The 16750-nt window shown below is 50.4% G+C and carries 17 protein-coding genes; 3 read left to right on the top strand and 14 right to left on the bottom strand.

Annotated elements, in window-relative coordinates; translation table 11 throughout:
- Window positions 1-136: 136 nt before the first annotated feature.
- The gene (locus MES37_RS07340; protein ID WP_237930801.1) at window positions 137-769 is read left to right on the top strand and encodes a TetR/AcrR family transcriptional regulator; all 633 of its coding nucleotides are present in this window, start codon (window positions 137-139) and stop codon (window positions 767-769) included.
- 52 nt (window positions 770-821) lie between these two features.
- On the opposite strand, the gene MES37_RS07335 is transcribed toward MES37_RS07340, so the two are convergent.
- Window positions 822-1715 carry a siderophore-interacting protein gene (locus tag MES37_RS07335; RefSeq protein WP_237930798.1) on the bottom strand — a complete coding sequence of 298 codons (894 nt, stop codon included), beginning with the start codon at window positions 1713-1715 and terminating at the stop codon, window positions 822-824.
- A 193-nt stretch (window positions 1716-1908) separates the two neighbouring features.
- Between MES37_RS07335 and iutA the strand changes: the two genes are divergently transcribed.
- Both iutA and MES37_RS07325 read left to right on the top strand, forming a co-directional pair.
- The gene (gene iutA / locus MES37_RS07330; protein ID WP_064547996.1) at window positions 1909-4098 is read left to right on the top strand and encodes a ferric aerobactin receptor IutA; all 2190 of its coding nucleotides are present in this window, start codon (window positions 1909-1911) and stop codon (window positions 4096-4098) included.
- Between the two features lie 120 nt (window positions 4099-4218).
- A complete protein-coding gene (locus MES37_RS07325) occupies window positions 4219-5247 on the top strand; it encodes a Gfo/Idh/MocA family oxidoreductase (RefSeq protein WP_237930795.1) in 1029 nt (342 codons plus the stop codon).
- An 87-nt stretch (window positions 5248-5334) separates the two neighbouring features.
- Here the strand turns inward: MES37_RS07325 and MES37_RS07320 are convergent, their stop codons facing one another.
- The 13 genes from MES37_RS07320 to yceG form a co-directional block, all read right to left on the bottom strand.
- Complete coding sequence (locus MES37_RS07320; RefSeq protein ID WP_064547785.1) at window positions 5335-5871, bottom strand: glycine zipper 2TM domain-containing protein; 537 nt, start codon at window positions 5869-5871, stop codon at window positions 5335-5337.
- A 176-nt stretch (window positions 5872-6047) separates the two neighbouring features.
- Entirely contained in the window at window positions 6048-7352 is a 1305-nt protein-coding gene (locus MES37_RS07315) for an NAD(P)/FAD-dependent oxidoreductase (RefSeq protein WP_064547787.1), read from the bottom strand.
- Between the two features lie 226 nt (window positions 7353-7578).
- On the bottom strand, window positions 7579-8121 hold the full coding sequence (gene ycfP / locus MES37_RS07310) for an alpha/beta hydrolase YcfP (protein WP_064547789.1): 543 nt from the start codon (window positions 8119-8121) through the stop codon (window positions 7579-7581).
- Between the two features lie 42 nt (window positions 8122-8163).
- Entirely contained in the window at window positions 8164-9189 is a 1026-nt protein-coding gene (gene nagZ / locus MES37_RS07305; RefSeq protein WP_133522658.1) for a beta-N-acetylhexosaminidase, read from the bottom strand.
- Window positions 9190-9204: 15 nt separating this feature from the next.
- On the bottom strand, window positions 9205-10035 hold the full coding sequence (thiK, locus tag MES37_RS07300) for a thiamine kinase (protein WP_064547794.1): 831 nt from the start codon (window positions 10033-10035) through the stop codon (window positions 9205-9207).
- Entirely contained in the window at window positions 10013-10609 is a 597-nt protein-coding gene (gene lpoB, locus MES37_RS07295) for a penicillin-binding protein activator LpoB (protein WP_232886550.1), read from the bottom strand. The genes thiK and lpoB overlap by 23 nt, the downstream gene beginning before the upstream one ends.
- Window positions 10610-10664: 55 nt before the next feature.
- Window positions 10665-11039, bottom strand: a complete 375-nt coding sequence (locus MES37_RS07290) for a YcfL family protein (protein WP_064547798.1) — start codon at window positions 11037-11039, stop codon at window positions 10665-10667.
- Window positions 11040-11043: 4 nt separating this feature from the next.
- A complete protein-coding gene (hinT, locus tag MES37_RS07285; protein ID WP_064547800.1) occupies window positions 11044-11400 on the bottom strand; it encodes a purine nucleoside phosphoramidase in 357 nt (118 codons plus the stop codon).
- Window positions 11401-11549: 149 nt separating this feature from the next.
- Window positions 11550-12983, bottom strand: coding sequence for a PTS glucose transporter subunit IIBC (gene ptsG / locus MES37_RS07280; protein WP_064547802.1), 1434 nt, complete (start codon window positions 12981-12983; stop codon window positions 11550-11552).
- A gap of 301 nt (window positions 12984-13284) precedes the next feature.
- On the bottom strand, window positions 13285-14079 hold the full coding sequence (locus MES37_RS07275; RefSeq protein ID WP_064547804.1) for a metal-dependent hydrolase: 795 nt from the start codon (window positions 14077-14079) through the stop codon (window positions 13285-13287).
- Window positions 14080-14089: 10 nt separating this feature from the next.
- On the bottom strand, window positions 14090-15097 hold the full coding sequence (gene holB / locus MES37_RS07270) for a DNA polymerase III subunit delta' (protein WP_237930793.1): 1008 nt from the start codon (window positions 15095-15097) through the stop codon (window positions 14090-14092).
- Window positions 15097-15735: a dTMP kinase gene (gene tmk, locus MES37_RS07265; protein WP_064547808.1), complete on the bottom strand. Its 639-nt coding sequence runs from the start codon at window positions 15733-15735 to the stop codon at window positions 15097-15099. Before tmk ends, holB begins: the two co-directional genes overlap by 1 nt.
- Window positions 15725-16747, bottom strand: a complete 1023-nt coding sequence (yceG, locus tag MES37_RS07260) for a cell division protein YceG (RefSeq protein ID WP_133522660.1) — start codon at window positions 16745-16747, stop codon at window positions 15725-15727. Before yceG ends, tmk begins: the two co-directional genes overlap by 11 nt.
- Window positions 16748-16750 lie beyond the last annotated feature (3 nt).

Raw genomic sequence — 16750 nt, 5'->3', positions numbered from 1 at the left:
CGTTAATTATTTTATAAACATACTATTTTTCATTACGATAGGATTAATTTATTTTTATCCTAAATGCCTATAGCTACTGAGTGTTATTATTTTTATAATGATCGTTCATTAAACAGACAAAGGTTAAACGGCACATATGTCATCTGATATAAGTTGCATCAAAAAAAGCCGTGGCCGTCCGAAGGTGTTTGACAGGGAAGCAGCACTCGACAAGGCCATGGCTTTGTTCTGGCAACACGGCTACGAAGCCACTTCTATGGCGCATTTAGTGGAAGCTACCGGCGCGAAAGCCCCGACGCTGTACGCCGAATTCACCAATAAAGAGGGGTTATTTCGCGCCGTGTTGGATCGTTATATCGCCCGTTTTGCGCAAAAACACGAAGCGTGTTTATTCTGCGAAGAACGCAGTCTCGAAGAGGCTCTGGAAGATTATCTGTCTCATGTTGCGAAACTTTTCACCGACAAAGACACACCTGCGGGCTGCTTTATCATCTGTACTTCATCAGTGCTGGCGACCTCTTCGGATGATATTTCAGCCGTGATCAAAGCCCGCCATGCCATGCAGGAAGAAACGCTGATACGTTTTCTGAGCAAACGCCAGGCAAGAGGCGAGATTCCGTCTGCAAGCTGTGTCCGAAAACTGGCGAAGTATCTGTGTTGTATCGTTCAGGGGATGTCAGTCAGTGCGCGTGAAAATGCCAGTTATGAAGAGCTGTTGCAGATAGTGAATACCACGATGCGGCTGCTGCCAGAATTGAAGAAAGTTTAAACTGCGCTAAGGCGGATAACGCAAACTTATCCGCCTTAGCTAAAACACTGCTTTACCGTTGCCGCCCTTTACTCCAGTAAGCCATAAAGTTGATAGCATCATGGTTCACGCCACATTCTCCTATCAAATATCGCCGCAGCATTTTCACCACCGTCGACTCTGCCGCAACCCAGCCATAAAACGTATTGCTGGCGGTCGTGGCTTTATCCCACAGTAATTCACCTTCGGCTTCCTCATTGACCGTTTCAGCAACGCCCGCCGTTTTAGGCAGTTGTGCGTCGGTTCTGACTGCTTTTAGCAAGCACTCCCCGTGTCTCGCGTTAGAGGTTTTACGCGGCAACCAGTGAATGCTGGCAAAGCTATATGCGCTTAAATCCACACAATCGCCCTGCTCTGGCACCTCGAAAAATGCCTGTATTTGTGGTGGATTTGGCTGCGTCGCCAGCAGTTCAAGAATGCCTCGTGCCGCAGGCAATGCGGTTTCATCGGCAATAATGAGTGCCTGACGCAGGCCCTGAGGCGGCGTCCATTCATATCCACCACTGTCACCAGAATAAGCAGCATTCGGGGCGACAATTTGTATTTTGTCGCCAGCTTCAGCGGCAATCGCCCACGCAGAAGCCGGGCCTTCGGTACCATGGCTGACGAATTCAACCGTCACTTCCTGGCGCGCAGCATCGACGTGGCGCAAGGTATAAGTGCGCACAATAGGCCGCTTCTCTTTGGGCAATTCTTGCAGTAGCTGATACCACTGTGCTTGCTCTGGCAACGTTGGGATTGAACCGTCCTCTGACGGAAAAAGCATTTTGATGCGCTGATCGGGTGCATCACATTTCATGTTTGCAATGTCCGGACCGCCAAACACCAGGCTCAACAACGAAGGTGAAACTTGTGATTTATGCACTAGCTGCACATTAAACAATCGATAGCCTTGCACCCCTGCCATTTCGACTCCTCTGCCGTCTCCGGCTACATCCACAAAAAATAAACCACAGAAATCATGTGATTATTCATGAGATTAATTTGAGAAATACTATCAATTGAGATTGATAATGAGAACCGTTATCGGCAAAATCCAGCTCGTTCTTATTTCAAAACATTTATAAATGTTAATATTTTCCATCTAAGGAATGATGATGATGCATAAAAACGCGCGCTGGGTGCTTAACCCGTTGCTTCTGGCGATGATGGCTCCGGCTGTCGCGCAGCAAACTTCCGAAGAAAACATTCTGGTTTCTGCCAACCGTACACACCGTACTGTGGCTGAAATGGCACAGACCACCTGGGTCATAGAAGGCGCTGAGCTTGAACAGCAGATTCAGGGAGGCAAGGAGCTGAAAGACGCACTTGCACAGTTAATTCCCGGTCTGGATGTCAGCAGCCAAAGCCGCACCAACTACGGCATGAATATGCGTGGCCGCTCTATCGTGGTGTTAGTGGATGGCGTGCGCATGAACTCGTCCCGTACCGATAGCCGCCAGCTAGATTCCATTGACCCGTTTAACATCGAGCATATTGAAGTGATCTCCGGTGCGACATCACTGTATGGCGGCGGCAGTACCGGCGGCTTGATTAATATCGTGACGAAGAAAGGCCAGCCTGAAACACAGCTGGAATTTGAAAGCGGGATTAAATCAGGTTTCAACAGTAGCAAAGATCACGACGAGCGCGTCGCAGGCGCGATTTCTGGCGGTAACGATCATGCATCAGGGCGTTTATCGGTGGCGTATCAAAAATTTGGTGGCTGGTATGACGGCAACGGCGACCAAACCCTGCTCGACAATACACAGACCGGTTTGCAGTATTCTGACCGTCTGGATGTCATGGGTACGGGCACATTAAATATTGATGAAACCCAACAGCTGCAACTGGTGACACAGTATTACAAAAGCCAGGGTGATGATGATTACGGCCTGGATTTAGGGAATAATTTCTCGGCGGTAACCGGCAATGGCAAGGCGTATGTCAGTGACCAGCTTAATTCAGACCGTATTCCTGGCACCGAGCGCCATCTCATTAGCCTGCAATATTCCAACAGCGATTTCCTCGGGCAGGAATTGGTGGGGCAGATTTATTATCGCGATGAGTCCCTGACGTTCTATCCGTTCCCGACGCTGACACGTAACACAGTCACCAGTTTCTCCGCCTCGCAACAAGATACCGATCAGTACGGTGCGAAACTGGCAATGACCAGCCAACCGCTCGACGGCTGGCAGATTACCTATGGTGTGGACGCCGATCACGAGAGCTTTACCTCGAACCAAATGTTCTTTGATTTAGCAAAAGCGAACGCCTCAGGTGGCCTGAATAACCAAAGCATTTACACCACCGGTCGCTACCCTGGCTACACCATTACTAACCTCGCGCCGTTCTTGCAAACCAGCTATGACATCAACGACCTGTTTACCGTAAGCGGCGGTGTGCGCTACCAGTGGACCGAGAATAAAGTTGATGACTTTGTTGGGTTTACTCAGCAGCAAGGTATTGCGAACGGTATCGCAAAATCGGCCGATGCCATCCCTGGTGGCAGCACCGATTACGACAACGCGTTATTCAATGCTGGCTTACTGATGCACATTACCGAGCGCCAACAAGCGTGGTTCAACTTCTCGCAAGGCGTTGAATTGCCTGATCCTGGCAAATATTACGGCAACGGGACTTACCGCCTGGTTAATGGCCATTACCAGCTCGTGAACAGCGTTAACGTTGGGCAGTCTAAACTTCAGGGCATTAAGGTCGATTCTTATGAGTTAGGCTGGCGCTATACCGGTGATAGCCTGCGCAGCCAGATTGCGGCGTATTACTCGTTGTCCGATAAATCTATCGCCATCAACCGTGCAGATATGACCATCAATGTTCAGGATGATAAGCGTCGTATTTACGGTGTTGAAGGTGCGGTGGATTACTTCATTCCGGATTCAACCTGGAGCACCGGGATTAACTTCAACGTGCTGAAATCCGAAACCAAAGTTGACGGAAAATGGCAGAAATGGGACGTGATTTACGCCAGCCCATCGAAAGCCACCGCCTACGTTGGCTGGGCGCCAGATCCATGGAGCCTGCGTGTTCAAAGCCAGCAGACGTTTGATTTGACTGATGCCAGCGACAATAAAATCAACGGTTACAACACTATCGACTTTATTGGTAGCTATGCGTTACCCGTGGGTAAACTCAGCTTCAGCATCGAAAACTTACTGGATAAAGATTACACCACCGTATGGGGCCAGCGCGCACCACTGCTGTATAGCCCAACTTACGGCAGCCCATCGCTGTATGAATACAAGGGCCGTGGACGCACTTACGGTGTGAACTACTCTCTGCTGTTCTAAGGTGGTTTCTACAGGCCGGTCAAAAACCGGTCTGTTTTTACGCCCACACGCAAATTGGTACTCGACCCGAAATCGATAGTCATTTAAAACATAGGGACTCTAATTATAGGTACTATGAATATGTTGGCAGGTATCATTGGTTTAGGTTCGGTCATCGAAACCGCTTATCTTCCGGCTTTACGCCGTATGTCCCTTCCCGCTCTCGAACTTTATGGTTATGACGCTGACCCAGCGCGCCAGCTTGAGGGAATTAGCCGTTGTGATTCGCTTGATACGCTGCTGGCTAAACCGCTCGACGTGGTGCTAATCACCACTTCTTCGCTTCATCATTTACCCGTGCTCGAAAGGGTTTTGCAAAGCCGTGTTTCTGCAATCGTCGTTGAAAAGCCGGTTGCCGCCACGCTCACGCAACTTAAGAAACTCGAAACATTACTCGAGCAACCGCAAGCTGCCGCTCGTGTTCTGGCGCTGGATCACTGGATGATTCGCACTCAAGCTAGCGACTGCATTCACAACATCAGTGAAATAAGCCGCATCGAAGGTTTTTTGCAGGAACCCAGTGGGTTTAATGCCGCTGGTGAGCCTGCCGCGTTGAATTTTGCCACCGGTGAGGCGGATACCCGCCAGCTACGTCATCCTGACGGCGTGATTGTTGATATCGGCACGCATGTCCTCGCCATGATGCGCGAAACACTCTATCAGTTAGGTGGTAACCATCGGTTAGAGATTGAGTTGAGCTACGCACGTGACCGTCTGGGAAATGAGATTGCAGCAGGCGATTTTACCACCGCAGAAGGTGAAGCCCTGCTGACCGGCACCCTCAGCGATATTCCGTTCACTCTCCATCTTAATAAATATGCTGGCCCTGCGGGTGGGCAAAAAGGCATGCGTATCTATCTGCATGATGGGCGAGTCATCAATATCGACCGTGAAGGCCAGAATGAAGTGATTGAACGGACGACTGAGCACGAAACCAGGCGTCAAACCCTTGCAGGGCCGTTATATGACCGTTGTTTACATGACGTGGTGTTTGGTGAGAACAGGCTGTTTTTACGCTTACCCGAGGAGATCCCTGCTTACACTCAGCGACGGATAGCCGAAGTGACGGCGCTGCTGGAATTACAGCAGCAGTTACGTGGCCGCCATTAACAAAAAACCCATCTTTGCAGATGGGTTTACATTTTTTGGTGGATGACGCTATCGCTTATCCACCCTATGATACCGGCATGTTATCGGTTAGATTTTAGTCAAAACCAACTGGCCATTGTTATCCAGCGGGATCTGGTTGCCAGGGTCTTTATCCATGCGGATTTTCCCTTGCTGATCGCCGATGCGGTATGTGACGTCATAACCGAGCATTTTTTCTGACTTGTCGTACACGGTTTTACATTTTTGCTGTGTCGTGGTGTAGGTGTCGCGGTCCTGCATATTGCCTTGCACCTGGTTACCTGCGTAACCCCCACCTAATGCGCCCACCACTGTGGCAACATCTTTACCGCGTCCGCCGCCAAACTGATGACCAATCACGCCACCGGCAACCGCACCCAGTGCTGAACCGATGATGCGGTTTTCATCTTGTACCGGTCGGCGATGAGTCACCGCGACGTTCTGGCACTCTTTACGTGGCGTTTTTACCGTTTCCTTGATAGGTGTCGCTGACACCACCTGTGCGAACTGAGGACCACGGTCGAAAACGTTCATGCTGGCAACCGCCGCCACACCCAGTGCTGCGGCCACACCGATACCTATACCCGCTAACATTGATTTATTCACAGGACATCCTCCTGACTTTGCTATTGCTTACAATTTTGCAACCAGAGTAGGACCAGGCAAATCAGACAACGGATGAAAAACGCAGATTCTTACGGAGAAAACAGCTGTTTGAGAGAATTCCTAAGCAAGAAAAACCCGACGCGTGGTCGGGTTTGAATTTCATGCTGGCCAGACGATTAGTGCAGTTTCAGACGCGGACGGATCACGCGGTTGATGCTACCCACCAGCATCATCAGGCCGGTTTTGAAGTAACCATGAAGTGCAACCTGGTGCATACGGTACAGCGAGATATAGACGAAACGCGCCATGCGCCCTTCTACCATCATCGAGCCGCGCATCAGGTTACCCATCAGGCTGCCAACGGTGGAAAACTTAGACAGCGACACCAGCGAACCGTGGTCTTTATAGATGTAAGATTTCAGAGGCTTATCTTTCATCTGCGCAAGAATGTTGGTTAAAACCAGTGACGCCATCTGGTGCGCCGCTTGCGCACGTGGCGGCACAAAGCCACCTTCAGGGCGCGCACATGAAGCACAGTCGCCAATCGCGTAAATATCAGGGTCACGCGTGGTTTGCAGCGTAGGCTCAGTCACTAACTGATTGATACGGTTAGTTTCAAGGCCACCGATGTCTTTCATAAAGTCGGGTGCTTTAATCCCTGCCGCCCAGACCATCAAATCCGCTGCGATGTATTCGCCGTCTTTGGTATTCAGGCCGCCCGCGTCTGCGGAAGTCACCATGGTTTGCGTCAGAACACGCACGCCCAGTTTAGTCAGCTCGCTGTGTGCCGCCGCAGAAATACGTGGCGGCAATGCAGGCAGAATACGTTCACCGGCTTCGACCAGCGTTACGTTTAACGCTTCGTTAGTCAGGCCTTTATAACCGTAGCTGTGCAGTTGTTTCACCGCATTATGCAGCTCAGCAGACAGCTCAACCCCCGTCGCCCCACCGCCAACAATAGCGATGTTAACTTTGCCGCTGGCACCGAGGTTCGCAGAATACTTGAGGAACAGATTCAGCATTTCGGAATGGAAACGACGCGCCTGATGCGGGTTATCGAGGAAGATACAGTTGTCTTTAACGCCTGGGGTGTTGAAGTCGTTGGAGGTACTACCCAACGCCATCACCAGCGTGTCATAAGGAATTTTACGTTCAGGGACCAGCAGCTCACCTTTGTCGTCACGCAGTTCTGCGAGCGTCAGAGTTTTGCTTTCGCGGTTAATGTCGACCACGGAACCAAGCTGGAACTGGAAATGATGGTTACGTGCATGTGCCAGATAGCTCAGCGCGTCTACACCTTCGTCCAGTGAACCGGTTGCCACTTCGTGCAGCAGCGGTTTCCATAAATGGCTGTGGTTACGGTCGATAAGCGTAACCTTAGCTTTTTTACCACGACCCAGTTTTTTACCTAACTGAGTGGCCAGTTCAAGTCCGCCAGCACCACCACCGACAATGACAATCTTTCTTAATGGCGTAGTCAAAGTGACCCCCTTAAAATATTAACCAATTGTTAATTAAAGGTTATGTAAATAGCATTTAATTAACAACAAGTTAGCTAAACAAACTCACGAATATGACCAAAGAATAACATGGATGGTGTATTGGTCATACCAAAATTGATGTGCGTCAAATTTTTATGCCGAAAAGATAAACAAAAAGGGCCAGCACCTGGCTGACCCTTTCACTTTTTGCTTATTTAGCCCGCGGCTAGCCGAGAGTCTTGAACGCTTTAATCCGCTGCAAATGTGGTGAGATATTTTTGAATTTATGGGTCTGTTCCTGATCCCATACGATCTCATAGTAATGATGCAGCAGCTCTGCGGCTCGTGCGTTATCCAGCGCTTCGTCATTACGCGACAAAATGGCCAGGCAACGGTCACGGTTTTTCTCGCGGAAATTCTGCACGCACTTGGTGGCAATATCGGTGTATTCCTCAGGACGGTCGATTTTCCCTTCCATATTCTCTTGCGGGAACAGATTTGGGTTAAAAATCACCTGGCGAATATCACACAAGAAACCAATACGCTCGGCCCAGAAACCGCCAAGCCCGACACCGCAAATCAGTGGCCGCTCATCGACACTGAGTTGCAACATTTTGTCTACTTCTTTGAGCAGATGCTGCATATCGTGTTTCGGATGCCGCGTGCTGTAACTGATAAGGCGGACGTCCGGATCGATAAACTGGAGTTGCAGCACCTTTTCATGGTTACCAGGACTATTAGAGTCGAAACCGTGTAAATAGATAATCATTGCATCCTCACCACACGAATTCAGGCCATTTGGCCTGATGAGTTAAAGACCCGCCTTGTGGGCTTCCCACTGCTCATGCAGCGCCTCAAGTTGCTGGTTTGCTTGCTTCCAGCGCGCTGACGACATCAGCTCCTGGCGGGTAAATGAACCTTTATGATACAAACCTGTAACACGCTCTGCTTTGACCGGAGACAGGTTATCTAACACGCTAACCGCACCATTACGATTATTGCAGACCAGGATCATATCGCAACCTGCATCCAAAGAAGCTTGTCCGCGTTCAGCGTAGCTCCCCATGATGGCAGCGCCTTCCATTGATAAATCATCCGAGAAAATAACGCCATTAAAGCCCAGCTCGCCACGCAAAACGGTTTTCAGCCAGTGCGGAGAACCACTCGCCGGAAGCGGATCGACATCGGTATAGATAACGTGCGCCGGCATAATGGCGTCGAGTTTGTTATCAGTAATCAGAGTGCGGAAAATCTGCATGTCGTGTTCACGGATCAGCGCTTCATCACGCGGGTCACGCGGGGTTTCTTTATGGGAATCAGCCGTTACCGCACCGTGGCCTGGGAAATGTTTACCGGTGGTTTTCATACCTGCGGCGTGCATACCGTCGATAAAGCGAGTCGCCATCGCCAGCGCTTTACGCGGTTCTTCATGGTAGGAACGCTCGCCGATGGCGGCACTGATATGGCCGATATCCAATACTGGCGCGAAACTGATGTCGATATCCATGGCAATCATTTCGCTGGCCATCAACCAGCCAGCTTCTTGTGCCAGTTTCCCACCCAACTCCAGGCCATGTATTGCGGCAAAAGATTGTGCTGCTGGCAAACGGGTAAAGCCTTCACGGAAACGTTGAACTCGCCCACCTTCCTGGTCAACCGCAACCACCAGACGATTGTGAGAAGCTTCACGGATTTGACGAACCAGCTCACGGAGTTGCTCAGGATCGTGATAGTTGCGGGTAAAAATAATCAGCCCACCGACCAGTGGGTGCTTTAGAATTTCACGCTCTTCGGCATCCAGCTCAAAGCCTGCCACATCTAACATTACCGGACCCACATCGACCTCTCTTAATTAATCAAACGCTCGCAGACGGCACCATGCTTCGTCTGCAAGGGTTATAAATGTTCTGTCTTGCGTTTGTTGCCAGCGGCATTCATACCAGGATGCCATCAGCAAAATAACCCACGGTTGCCAGCGGCTGACCTGTCGGCGTAATTTATCCACCTGAATATGGTTCAATTGAGCATAAGCGCGAACCAAAGACTCGCCATCAATATTATTGGCCGCAATAATAGCCGCCAGCTCCAGCGCCACATCCCCATCACCGGCGTATTCCCAGTCGATGAGTTTGATACTTTGCGCCTGATGCACCAGGTTACCGGCATGAATATCCATATGCAGTGCAGCAAGGCGCAGCGGTTTTGGCTCGCCCTGCTTGTTCATCTTTTTAAGCCAACGCAACCAGGCCAGGCTTCTTCGCTCAGGCCCGGCCATTTGCCAATAGTGTTCCAGTAAAGGCAACAAATTGATTCGCCAGCCGAAACAAGGTTGATGATGTAAATCATACAGTAAGGAATTGAGCGAATGCAGTGAGGGTAGTTCCGATTTTACCTCCCCAGCCAGCCATTCAACGATTAACCAGCCATTCGCGAGGCAAACTGGACGTGACCCAATTTCGTGAGAAATTCGAGTTAACGCTCGATATTGCCGGGCGAGAGAAACACCCGGCATCGGGGTTTCAAGCTGTTGTCGCGCGACATACTCCCGCGTGCCAATGGTGAAATGCAGGCTCCCGCCGCTCAATCCTTCAAGAGGAGAAAAGCAACCGGCGGCCTGAGCCGCCGGAAGATACTTTTCAATCACACTTTGCAGTGTCGAATTATTGGGTTTGCTGAACAGCACTGCTGCCTGACCAAATAATTTCGCCGGTCTGTACCAGCATCAACTGCATTTTCAGCGTTGGTGCATTCACGTTGCCACTGGCATTGCTATACAGCACATATTGCGCACCAACGTTACGGGCAATACCAATCGCTTTAGTACGAGAACCCAGGCTGTCTTGTGGCGATAACCCGAGTTGTTGTTTTGCCAGCGAAAGCTGTTGTGGCGACACAAGGGTAAATTTGCCGTTGTTTGCCAACGCACCGTGCAGCGCTTCGGTCGCTTTACCAGTTTGCAGCGAACCATTGGTGTGATTGTTCACGCTATCCACCAGCAGGACGCCGCCGGCTGTCACGCCATCGGCTTGTAACATTTTGCCAACCATCGGCTGCATCGCGCTGCCCCAATCGTAGCTACGAACTTTAGGTGTGGCAGGAATAGTCGGCTGTGGCTGTTCAATTGGGCCTGGCTGAGTTGGCACAGTCGGCACCGTTGGAACAGTCGGTGGCGGTTCAACTGGCTGCTGCGGAACTGGCTTCACTTCTTCCACAGGAGCAGGAGCTTCACCACGGTTAATACACCCGGATAAAATCATCGCCGCGGCGATAATTACCAGGTAACGATGGATTCCCTTAATCAAAATTCACCCCTTATAAAGAGAGAGATAGACGAACTTGACGTGCGTCTGGATAACTGGCTATGGATGACACCGAAACGCTAGATTTTGCAGGTATCGTAATCGTGCGCGGCTGCTCGAGAGGATGAATTTCCAGCCCTTTGTCGTCATACCAATAAAAACGATAGCTGATGATGACTGGTTTAGACTGCTCATTATACAACTGGCTACGTGAAACAGTGGCACCGCTATCACTTGAAATATCAGGTTTTTCAGCACTAATCCCCGCCGCAAGCACCGAGGTTTCCATCACCAGCGTTTGATCATCGCTGACAGGAATCGCGGGTTTGGAACTGCATCCCACCATAAAAATGATGGCCAGTAGCGTTAACAGCGAGTTCGCTTTCATCAATTTATCCTTTATGCGCCAGCATCGGCCCAAGCACACGGCCACCCAGCAGGTGCATGTGAATGTGGTAAACCTCCTGTCCACCATGGCGATTGCAGTTCATGATCAGACGATAGCCGTCTTCTGCAATCCCTTCTTGTTCAGCAATTTTTGCTGCTGCGATCAACATGCGCCCTAGTGCCAGTTCATGCTCAGTAGTTACGTCGTTAACCGTTGGGATCAGCACATTAGGAATGATAAGGATGTGGGTTGGAGCCTGTGGCGATATGTCACGGAATGCAGTGACTAACTCATCTTGATAAACGATATCAGCCGGAATTTCCCGGCGGATAATTTTACTGAAAATGGTTTCTTCGGCCATGACGTTACCTTTTATTCATGTGTGGCGAACTTTATGTGACATAGCCCAAGAGTATGAGCGAGTTACACCTACTCTTTCAACCTTAACCTGTGAATTGTAGACGTAAAAAAGGGAGGCCAATGGCCTCCCTCAGTCTCCCCAACTTCTTATTAGCTGTTACGGATCCACTCATCCATTTCAGTTTTCAGGTTATCGGATTTAGTACCGAAGATTGCCTGAACACCTGAACCAGCTACAACTACACCTGCTGCACCCAATTTCTTCAGGCCAGCCTGGTCGACTTTAGAAATGTCGGCCACGCTAACACGCAGACGGGTAATACACGCATCCAGGTTAGTGATGTTTTCTTTACCGCCGAAAGCGCTAACCAGAGCTGGTGCCATTTCGCTTGTGGAAGTGGTAGTCGTCTCAGATGTTGCGTCTTCACGACCTGGAGTTTTCAGGTCAAGCGCTTTAATCAGCACACGGAACACGGTGTAGTAAATCGCCGCGTAGCACAGGCCAACAATTGGGAACAACCACAATTTGCTGCTGTTACCGCTCAGCACGATGAAGTCAATCAGACCGTGAGAGAAGGAAGTCCCGTCACGCATACCCAGAAGGATACAGATTGGGAATGCCAGGCCTGCCAACACCGCGTGGATGATGTACAGGATTGGAGCAACGAACATGAAGGAGAACTCGATTGGCTCGGTAATACCGGTCAGGAACGAGGTCAACGCAGCGGAGATCATGATACCGCCGACTTTTGCACGGTTCTCAGGTTTAGCTGAGTGCCAGATTGCGATAGCCGCAGCAGGCAGACCGTACATTTTAAACAGGAAGCCACCAGACAGTTTGCCCGCAGTTGGGTCACCTGCCATGTAACGTGGGATATCGCCGTGGAAGACCTGACCTGCAGCGTTGGTGTATTCACCAATTTGCATCTGGAATGGAACGTTCCAGATGTGGTGCAGACCGAATGGTACCAGGCAGCGCTCTACGAAACCGTAGATGCCGAATGCCACAACCGGGTTCTGGTAAGCAGCCCACTGAGAGAAGGTCTGAATAGCCGTACCGATTGGAGGCCAGATGAAGGACAGCACAACACCCATGAAGATCGCAGCCAGACCGGAGATGATCGGTACGAAACGTTTACCCGCGAAGAAGCCCAGGTATTCTGGCAACTTGATGCGGTAGAAACGGTTAAACATGTAGGCTGCAATGGCACCAGAGATGATACCGCCCAGAACACCGGTATCAGCCAGGTGTTTTGCCGCGATCTCTTCAGCAGGAATATGCAGAACCAAAGGTGCAACAACCGCCATGGTCTTAACCATGATGCCGTATGCAACCACAGAGGCTAATGCAGAAACGCCATCGTTATTCGTGAAGCCTAATGCCACACCGATAGCAAAAATCAGCGGCATATTGGCGAATACTGAACCGCCAGCTTCCGCCATTACATGAGAAACGACTGCTGGCAGCCAGCTGAAGTTTGCAGAACCGACGCCCAGCAGGATACCTGCGATTGGCAGTACGGATACTGGCAGCATCAGCGATTTACCCACCTTTTGCAGGTTAGCAAATGCATTCTTAAACATATTGAGAGTGCTCCTGAGTATTTGTGCTTTTTTTTACGCGTTATGCGCATCGGACTGGGGGGAGATCCGGTCCATATACAGGCATCTTAAGTGCCCTTTGATTTATTACGCAGAGTAAAATAAATCGAAGATTTTTTGTTTGACGGCTATCACGTTTCTCTAAAAGCCATATGAAAAACTTTCATTAATTTACAAAACACGTTTCTAAACGTTACAAAAAGAGTCTGCACCACCTTTTTTGGGGTGGTGCACTGTACTCGCTTCGATCATTAATTACGAGCTTTAAAATAACTTAGACTTATCAAACGGATTGCAGGCGGGAGTCAGGAATATGGAACAAAGTGGCGAAGTTTTTTGTCGTCACAACGGCCAATTCCTCAAGTGAAACACCTTTCAGTACCGCCATATATTCCGCCACATCGCGCGTCATTGCTGGTTGGTTTTCCTTACCACGATGTGGCACCGGAGCAAGATAAGGTGAGTCGGTTTCCACCAGTATGCGATCCAGTGGCACATAGCGCGCCGCTTCCCTGAGTTGTTCGGCATTGCGGAAAGTCACAATACCGGAGAAAGAGATGTAAAAACCCATATCGAGCAATTTTGCAGCAGTTTCTCTGTCTTCTGTAAAACAGTGTAGTACCCCACCGCAGTCTGTCACTTTCTCTTCATGCAGAATGGCCAGGGTATCGGCGCGTGCATCTCGGGTATGAACAATCACCGGCTTGTTAAGTTCACGACCAATCTGGATATGATGGCGGAATGATTCCTGCTGGCGGGGTTTGGTTTCCGGGGTATAGAAGTAATCTAATCCCGTTTCCCCCAGCGCGACGACGCCAGGATCGGCGGCCAGGCGGCGAAGTTCCTCGACGTCATATTCTTCGTCCTGATTCAGCGGGTGTACACCGCATGAATAAGCGACATTCTGACGCTCACCAACTAATTGGCGCATATTGCGATAACCGTCGAGCGTAGTGGCAACCGCAAGGCAGAATTTCACATCACGTGCCGCCGCTTTTTCCAGGACGTCATCGACGCTTTTATGCAGGGATTGATAATCCAGGCCATCAAGATGGCAATGTGAGTCAACCAGGAACATACAGATACTCTTAAAGATGGAAGGAAGGAAGGACAGCACCTGGTTGCATTAAACGCTCCCAGGTGAGCAATTGTTCAGTCAGTAATAATTCGCGGTTCACACCTACGACACTCAGCAATGCTTCGCGGCAGGAAAACCAGCTATGCAAAATAGCTTGTAGCATCGCGGGGCTTGCGCTGTTGGCAATATTTGCCACCAATGTATGTTGATCATCATTGGTCAACCACGGCGTAGCACCCTGCTGCCATTTTAGTGCATCAACCAACAGTGAGCATAACCAATGGACGCGAACGGTCGCATCATCACTGTTCAAAGCAGGCAATAACGCCAGCATGTTCTTTGTGGCGCAAGCTTCGTTGAGTTTCTCGCACAGTGTCTGGCGGTGCTTCCACTGTTCAGGTTGCAACAGAGCCAGCGCACCGGCGGGAGCGCCAGAACTCAGGCGCAATGCGGCGCGCAGCTGCGCGTTATCCAGCGTGAGTTCCCGGGCCAGCCAGGCGAGAGCAAAGTTTTCGTCTGGGGGAGTCAGATACCAGTACAGGCAGCGACTACGCAGTGTGGCGGGTAAACGCGCAGGTTCACGGCACCCCAGAAAGAACCAGGTATTGGATGGCGGTTCTTCGAGTGTTTTCAACAACGCATTAGCCGCCGCCTCGGTAAGTAAACCGGCATCTTCCAGCCAGACCACTTTTGCTCCACCCTGCTGAGCGTGGCTGTAAAGCTTTTCAGTTATTTCACGAATAGCATCAATACCAAGACTGGATTTGCCCTTTTCTGGCGCGACCACGTAGCTGTCAGGATGTGTTCCCGCCTGCATCAACTGGCAACTGCGGCACTGGCCACAGCTTTTCGTTCCTTGCGGTTTCTGGCACATCAACCAGCGTGTGAGAGCGTAGATTAATGCGTCGTCCCCCATGCCAGACAATGAATGTAACAACAGTGCATGGTGCCCGCGCCCAGCCTGATACTGGCTGAGGATTTGCTCAAACGGCGCGCGTAACCATGGATACCATTTCATTACGCCAGCCCCTTAGCCCACTCAAGCACGGCGTTACGCACGTCTAGTGAAACTTTATCCAGGGTTTGTGTCGCATCAATGGTACGGATACGGCTGTCGCTTGCAGCAAGTTCCAGATAACGGGCGCGGGTGCGGTTAAAGAAGTCGATAGACTCCTGTTCGATGCGATCCAGTTCACCACGCGCACGGGCGCGAGTCAGGCCAACTTCCGGCGTGACATCAAGATAAATGGTCAGATCAGGATAGAAATCACCCAGCACGGTATTACGCAGTGCCATCAGTAATTGCTGGTCAATACAACGGCCACCGCCCTGATATGCTTGCGTCGAGAGGTCATGACGGTCACCAATAACCCATGCTCCGCGTGACAGCGCCGGTTTGATGACCGTTTCAACAAGCTGTACGCGTGCTGCGTAGAACATCAACACTTCAGCTTTATCCGTTACGATTTCATCGCCGATGCCTTTGTTGTTCAGCGTCAACTCACGCAATCTTTCCGCAAGAGGCGTGCCGCCGGGTTCACGCGTGAAGACCAGATCGGTCACCCCCAGCTCTTTTAAAGTCGCAACCACCACATTATGTGCGTTAGTTTTCCCTGCCCCTTCGAGCCCTTCGATGACGATAAATTTACTGACCATTCTTGTCCTTCAGTGCTTTGAGATACACCTGCACAGCCTGATTATGGCCTGCAAGGTTGGTATTAAATGTATGACCGCCCTTTCCATCAGCGACAAAATAGAGATACGGTGTTTTCGCGGGGTTTGCCGCGGCTTGCAACGAAGCGTTACCAGGAATCGCGATTGGGCCTGGCGGCATGCCACTAATCACATAGGTGTTATATGGCGTCGGCGTTTCCAGATCTTTGCGCGACAGCTTACCATTATAGCTCTCACCCATACCGTAAATTACCGTTGGGTCGGTTTGCAAACGCATGCCGATGCGTAAACGGTTGATGAACACCGAGGCGACTTGATCTCTTTCTGCTGCCACAGCGGTTTCTTTCTCGATTATCGAGGCCATGGTGACCAAATCGTTTTGCGTTTTGTACGGCAATCCGTCTTTTTTGCCATCCCATGCAGTCTGAACGGCTTTGACCATGCGCTCATGGGCGCGTTTTAACAGCGCAATATCGGTGGTGTTAGCAGTGTAAAGCCAGGTATCGGGGAAGAACCACCCTTCAACCCAATCTGGATGCTCAAGCTTTAAAGCTTCGGCAACGGTGGCGTAGTTATCGTCTTTAAGGGTGTGCTGAATGAACGGTGCTTCGCGCAATTGTTTTAGCCAGTCACTTAAACGAGTCCCTTCGACAAATCGAATAGGAAATTGAGCTTCTTTGCCACTGGCTAACAGTTTGAGCATATCTCGAACCGTCATTTGCGGGGTAAAGCGATAAGTGCCCGCTTTAAATTTAGCGAGGTCTGGCTCAACTTTTAACAGCCACTGGAATACTCGTGGGCGATTCAGTAATTTTTCTTCATATAACTGCTTACCCAACGCCAGGCGACCCGTGCCCGGCTTGAGCATAAATATGGTGTCTTGCTTGATGGTCAGATGGCTGTCGGCGAGTTGACGGACTTTATATAAGCCAACACCTGCCGCCACGCCAAGCACCACTAACAACAGCAGGAAGAAACGTAGCATCTTTTTCATTGA

The organism is Buttiauxella sp. S19-1, assembly GCF_022134725.1.
Lineage (GTDB): Bacteria > Pseudomonadota > Gammaproteobacteria > Enterobacterales > Enterobacteriaceae > Buttiauxella > Buttiauxella ferragutiae.
Note: the sequence above shows the minus strand (reverse complement) of the source record. Positions and strands in the feature narration are given on the sequence as shown.

Excerpts from the sequence above, each read along its gene's own strand:
- MES37_RS07340 (WP_237930801.1), top strand. The coding sequence starts at position 137 with ATGTCATCTGATATAAGTTGCATCAAAAAAAGCCGTGGCCGTCCGAAG.
- MES37_RS07335 (WP_237930798.1), bottom strand. The coding sequence starts at position 1,715 with ATGGCAGGGGTGCAAGGCTATCGATTGTTTAATGTGCAGCTAGTGCAT.
- iutA (WP_064547996.1), top strand. The coding sequence starts at position 1,909 with ATGCATAAAAACGCGCGCTGGGTGCTTAACCCGTTGCTTCTGGCGATG.
- MES37_RS07325 (WP_237930795.1), top strand. The coding sequence starts at position 4,219 with ATGTTGGCAGGTATCATTGGTTTAGGTTCGGTCATCGAAACCGCTTAT.
- ycfP (WP_064547789.1), bottom strand. The coding sequence starts at position 8,121 with ATGATTATCTATTTACACGGTTTCGACTCTAATAGTCCTGGTAACCAT.
- lpoB (WP_232886550.1), bottom strand. The coding sequence starts at position 10,609 with ATGATTTTATCCGGGTGTATTAACCGTGGTGAAGCTCCTGCTCCTGTG.
- MES37_RS07290 (WP_064547798.1), bottom strand. The coding sequence starts at position 11,039 with ATGAAAGCGAACTCGCTGTTAACGCTACTGGCCATCATTTTTATGGTG.
- hinT (WP_064547800.1), bottom strand. The coding sequence starts at position 11,400 with ATGGCCGAAGAAACCATTTTCAGTAAAATTATCCGCCGGGAAATTCCG.
- ptsG (WP_064547802.1), bottom strand. The coding sequence starts at position 12,983 with ATGTTTAAGAATGCATTTGCTAACCTGCAAAAGGTGGGTAAATCGCTG.
- MES37_RS07275 (WP_064547804.1), bottom strand. The coding sequence starts at position 14,079 with ATGTTCCTGGTTGACTCACATTGCCATCTTGATGGCCTGGATTATCAA.
- holB (WP_237930793.1), bottom strand. The coding sequence starts at position 15,097 with ATGAAATGGTATCCATGGTTACGCGCGCCGTTTGAGCAAATCCTCAGC.
- tmk (WP_064547808.1), bottom strand. The coding sequence starts at position 15,735 with ATGGTCAGTAAATTTATCGTCATCGAAGGGCTCGAAGGGGCAGGGAAA.
- yceG (WP_133522660.1), bottom strand. The coding sequence starts at position 16,747 with ATGAAAAAGATGCTACGTTTCTTCCTGCTGTTGTTAGTGGTGCTTGGC.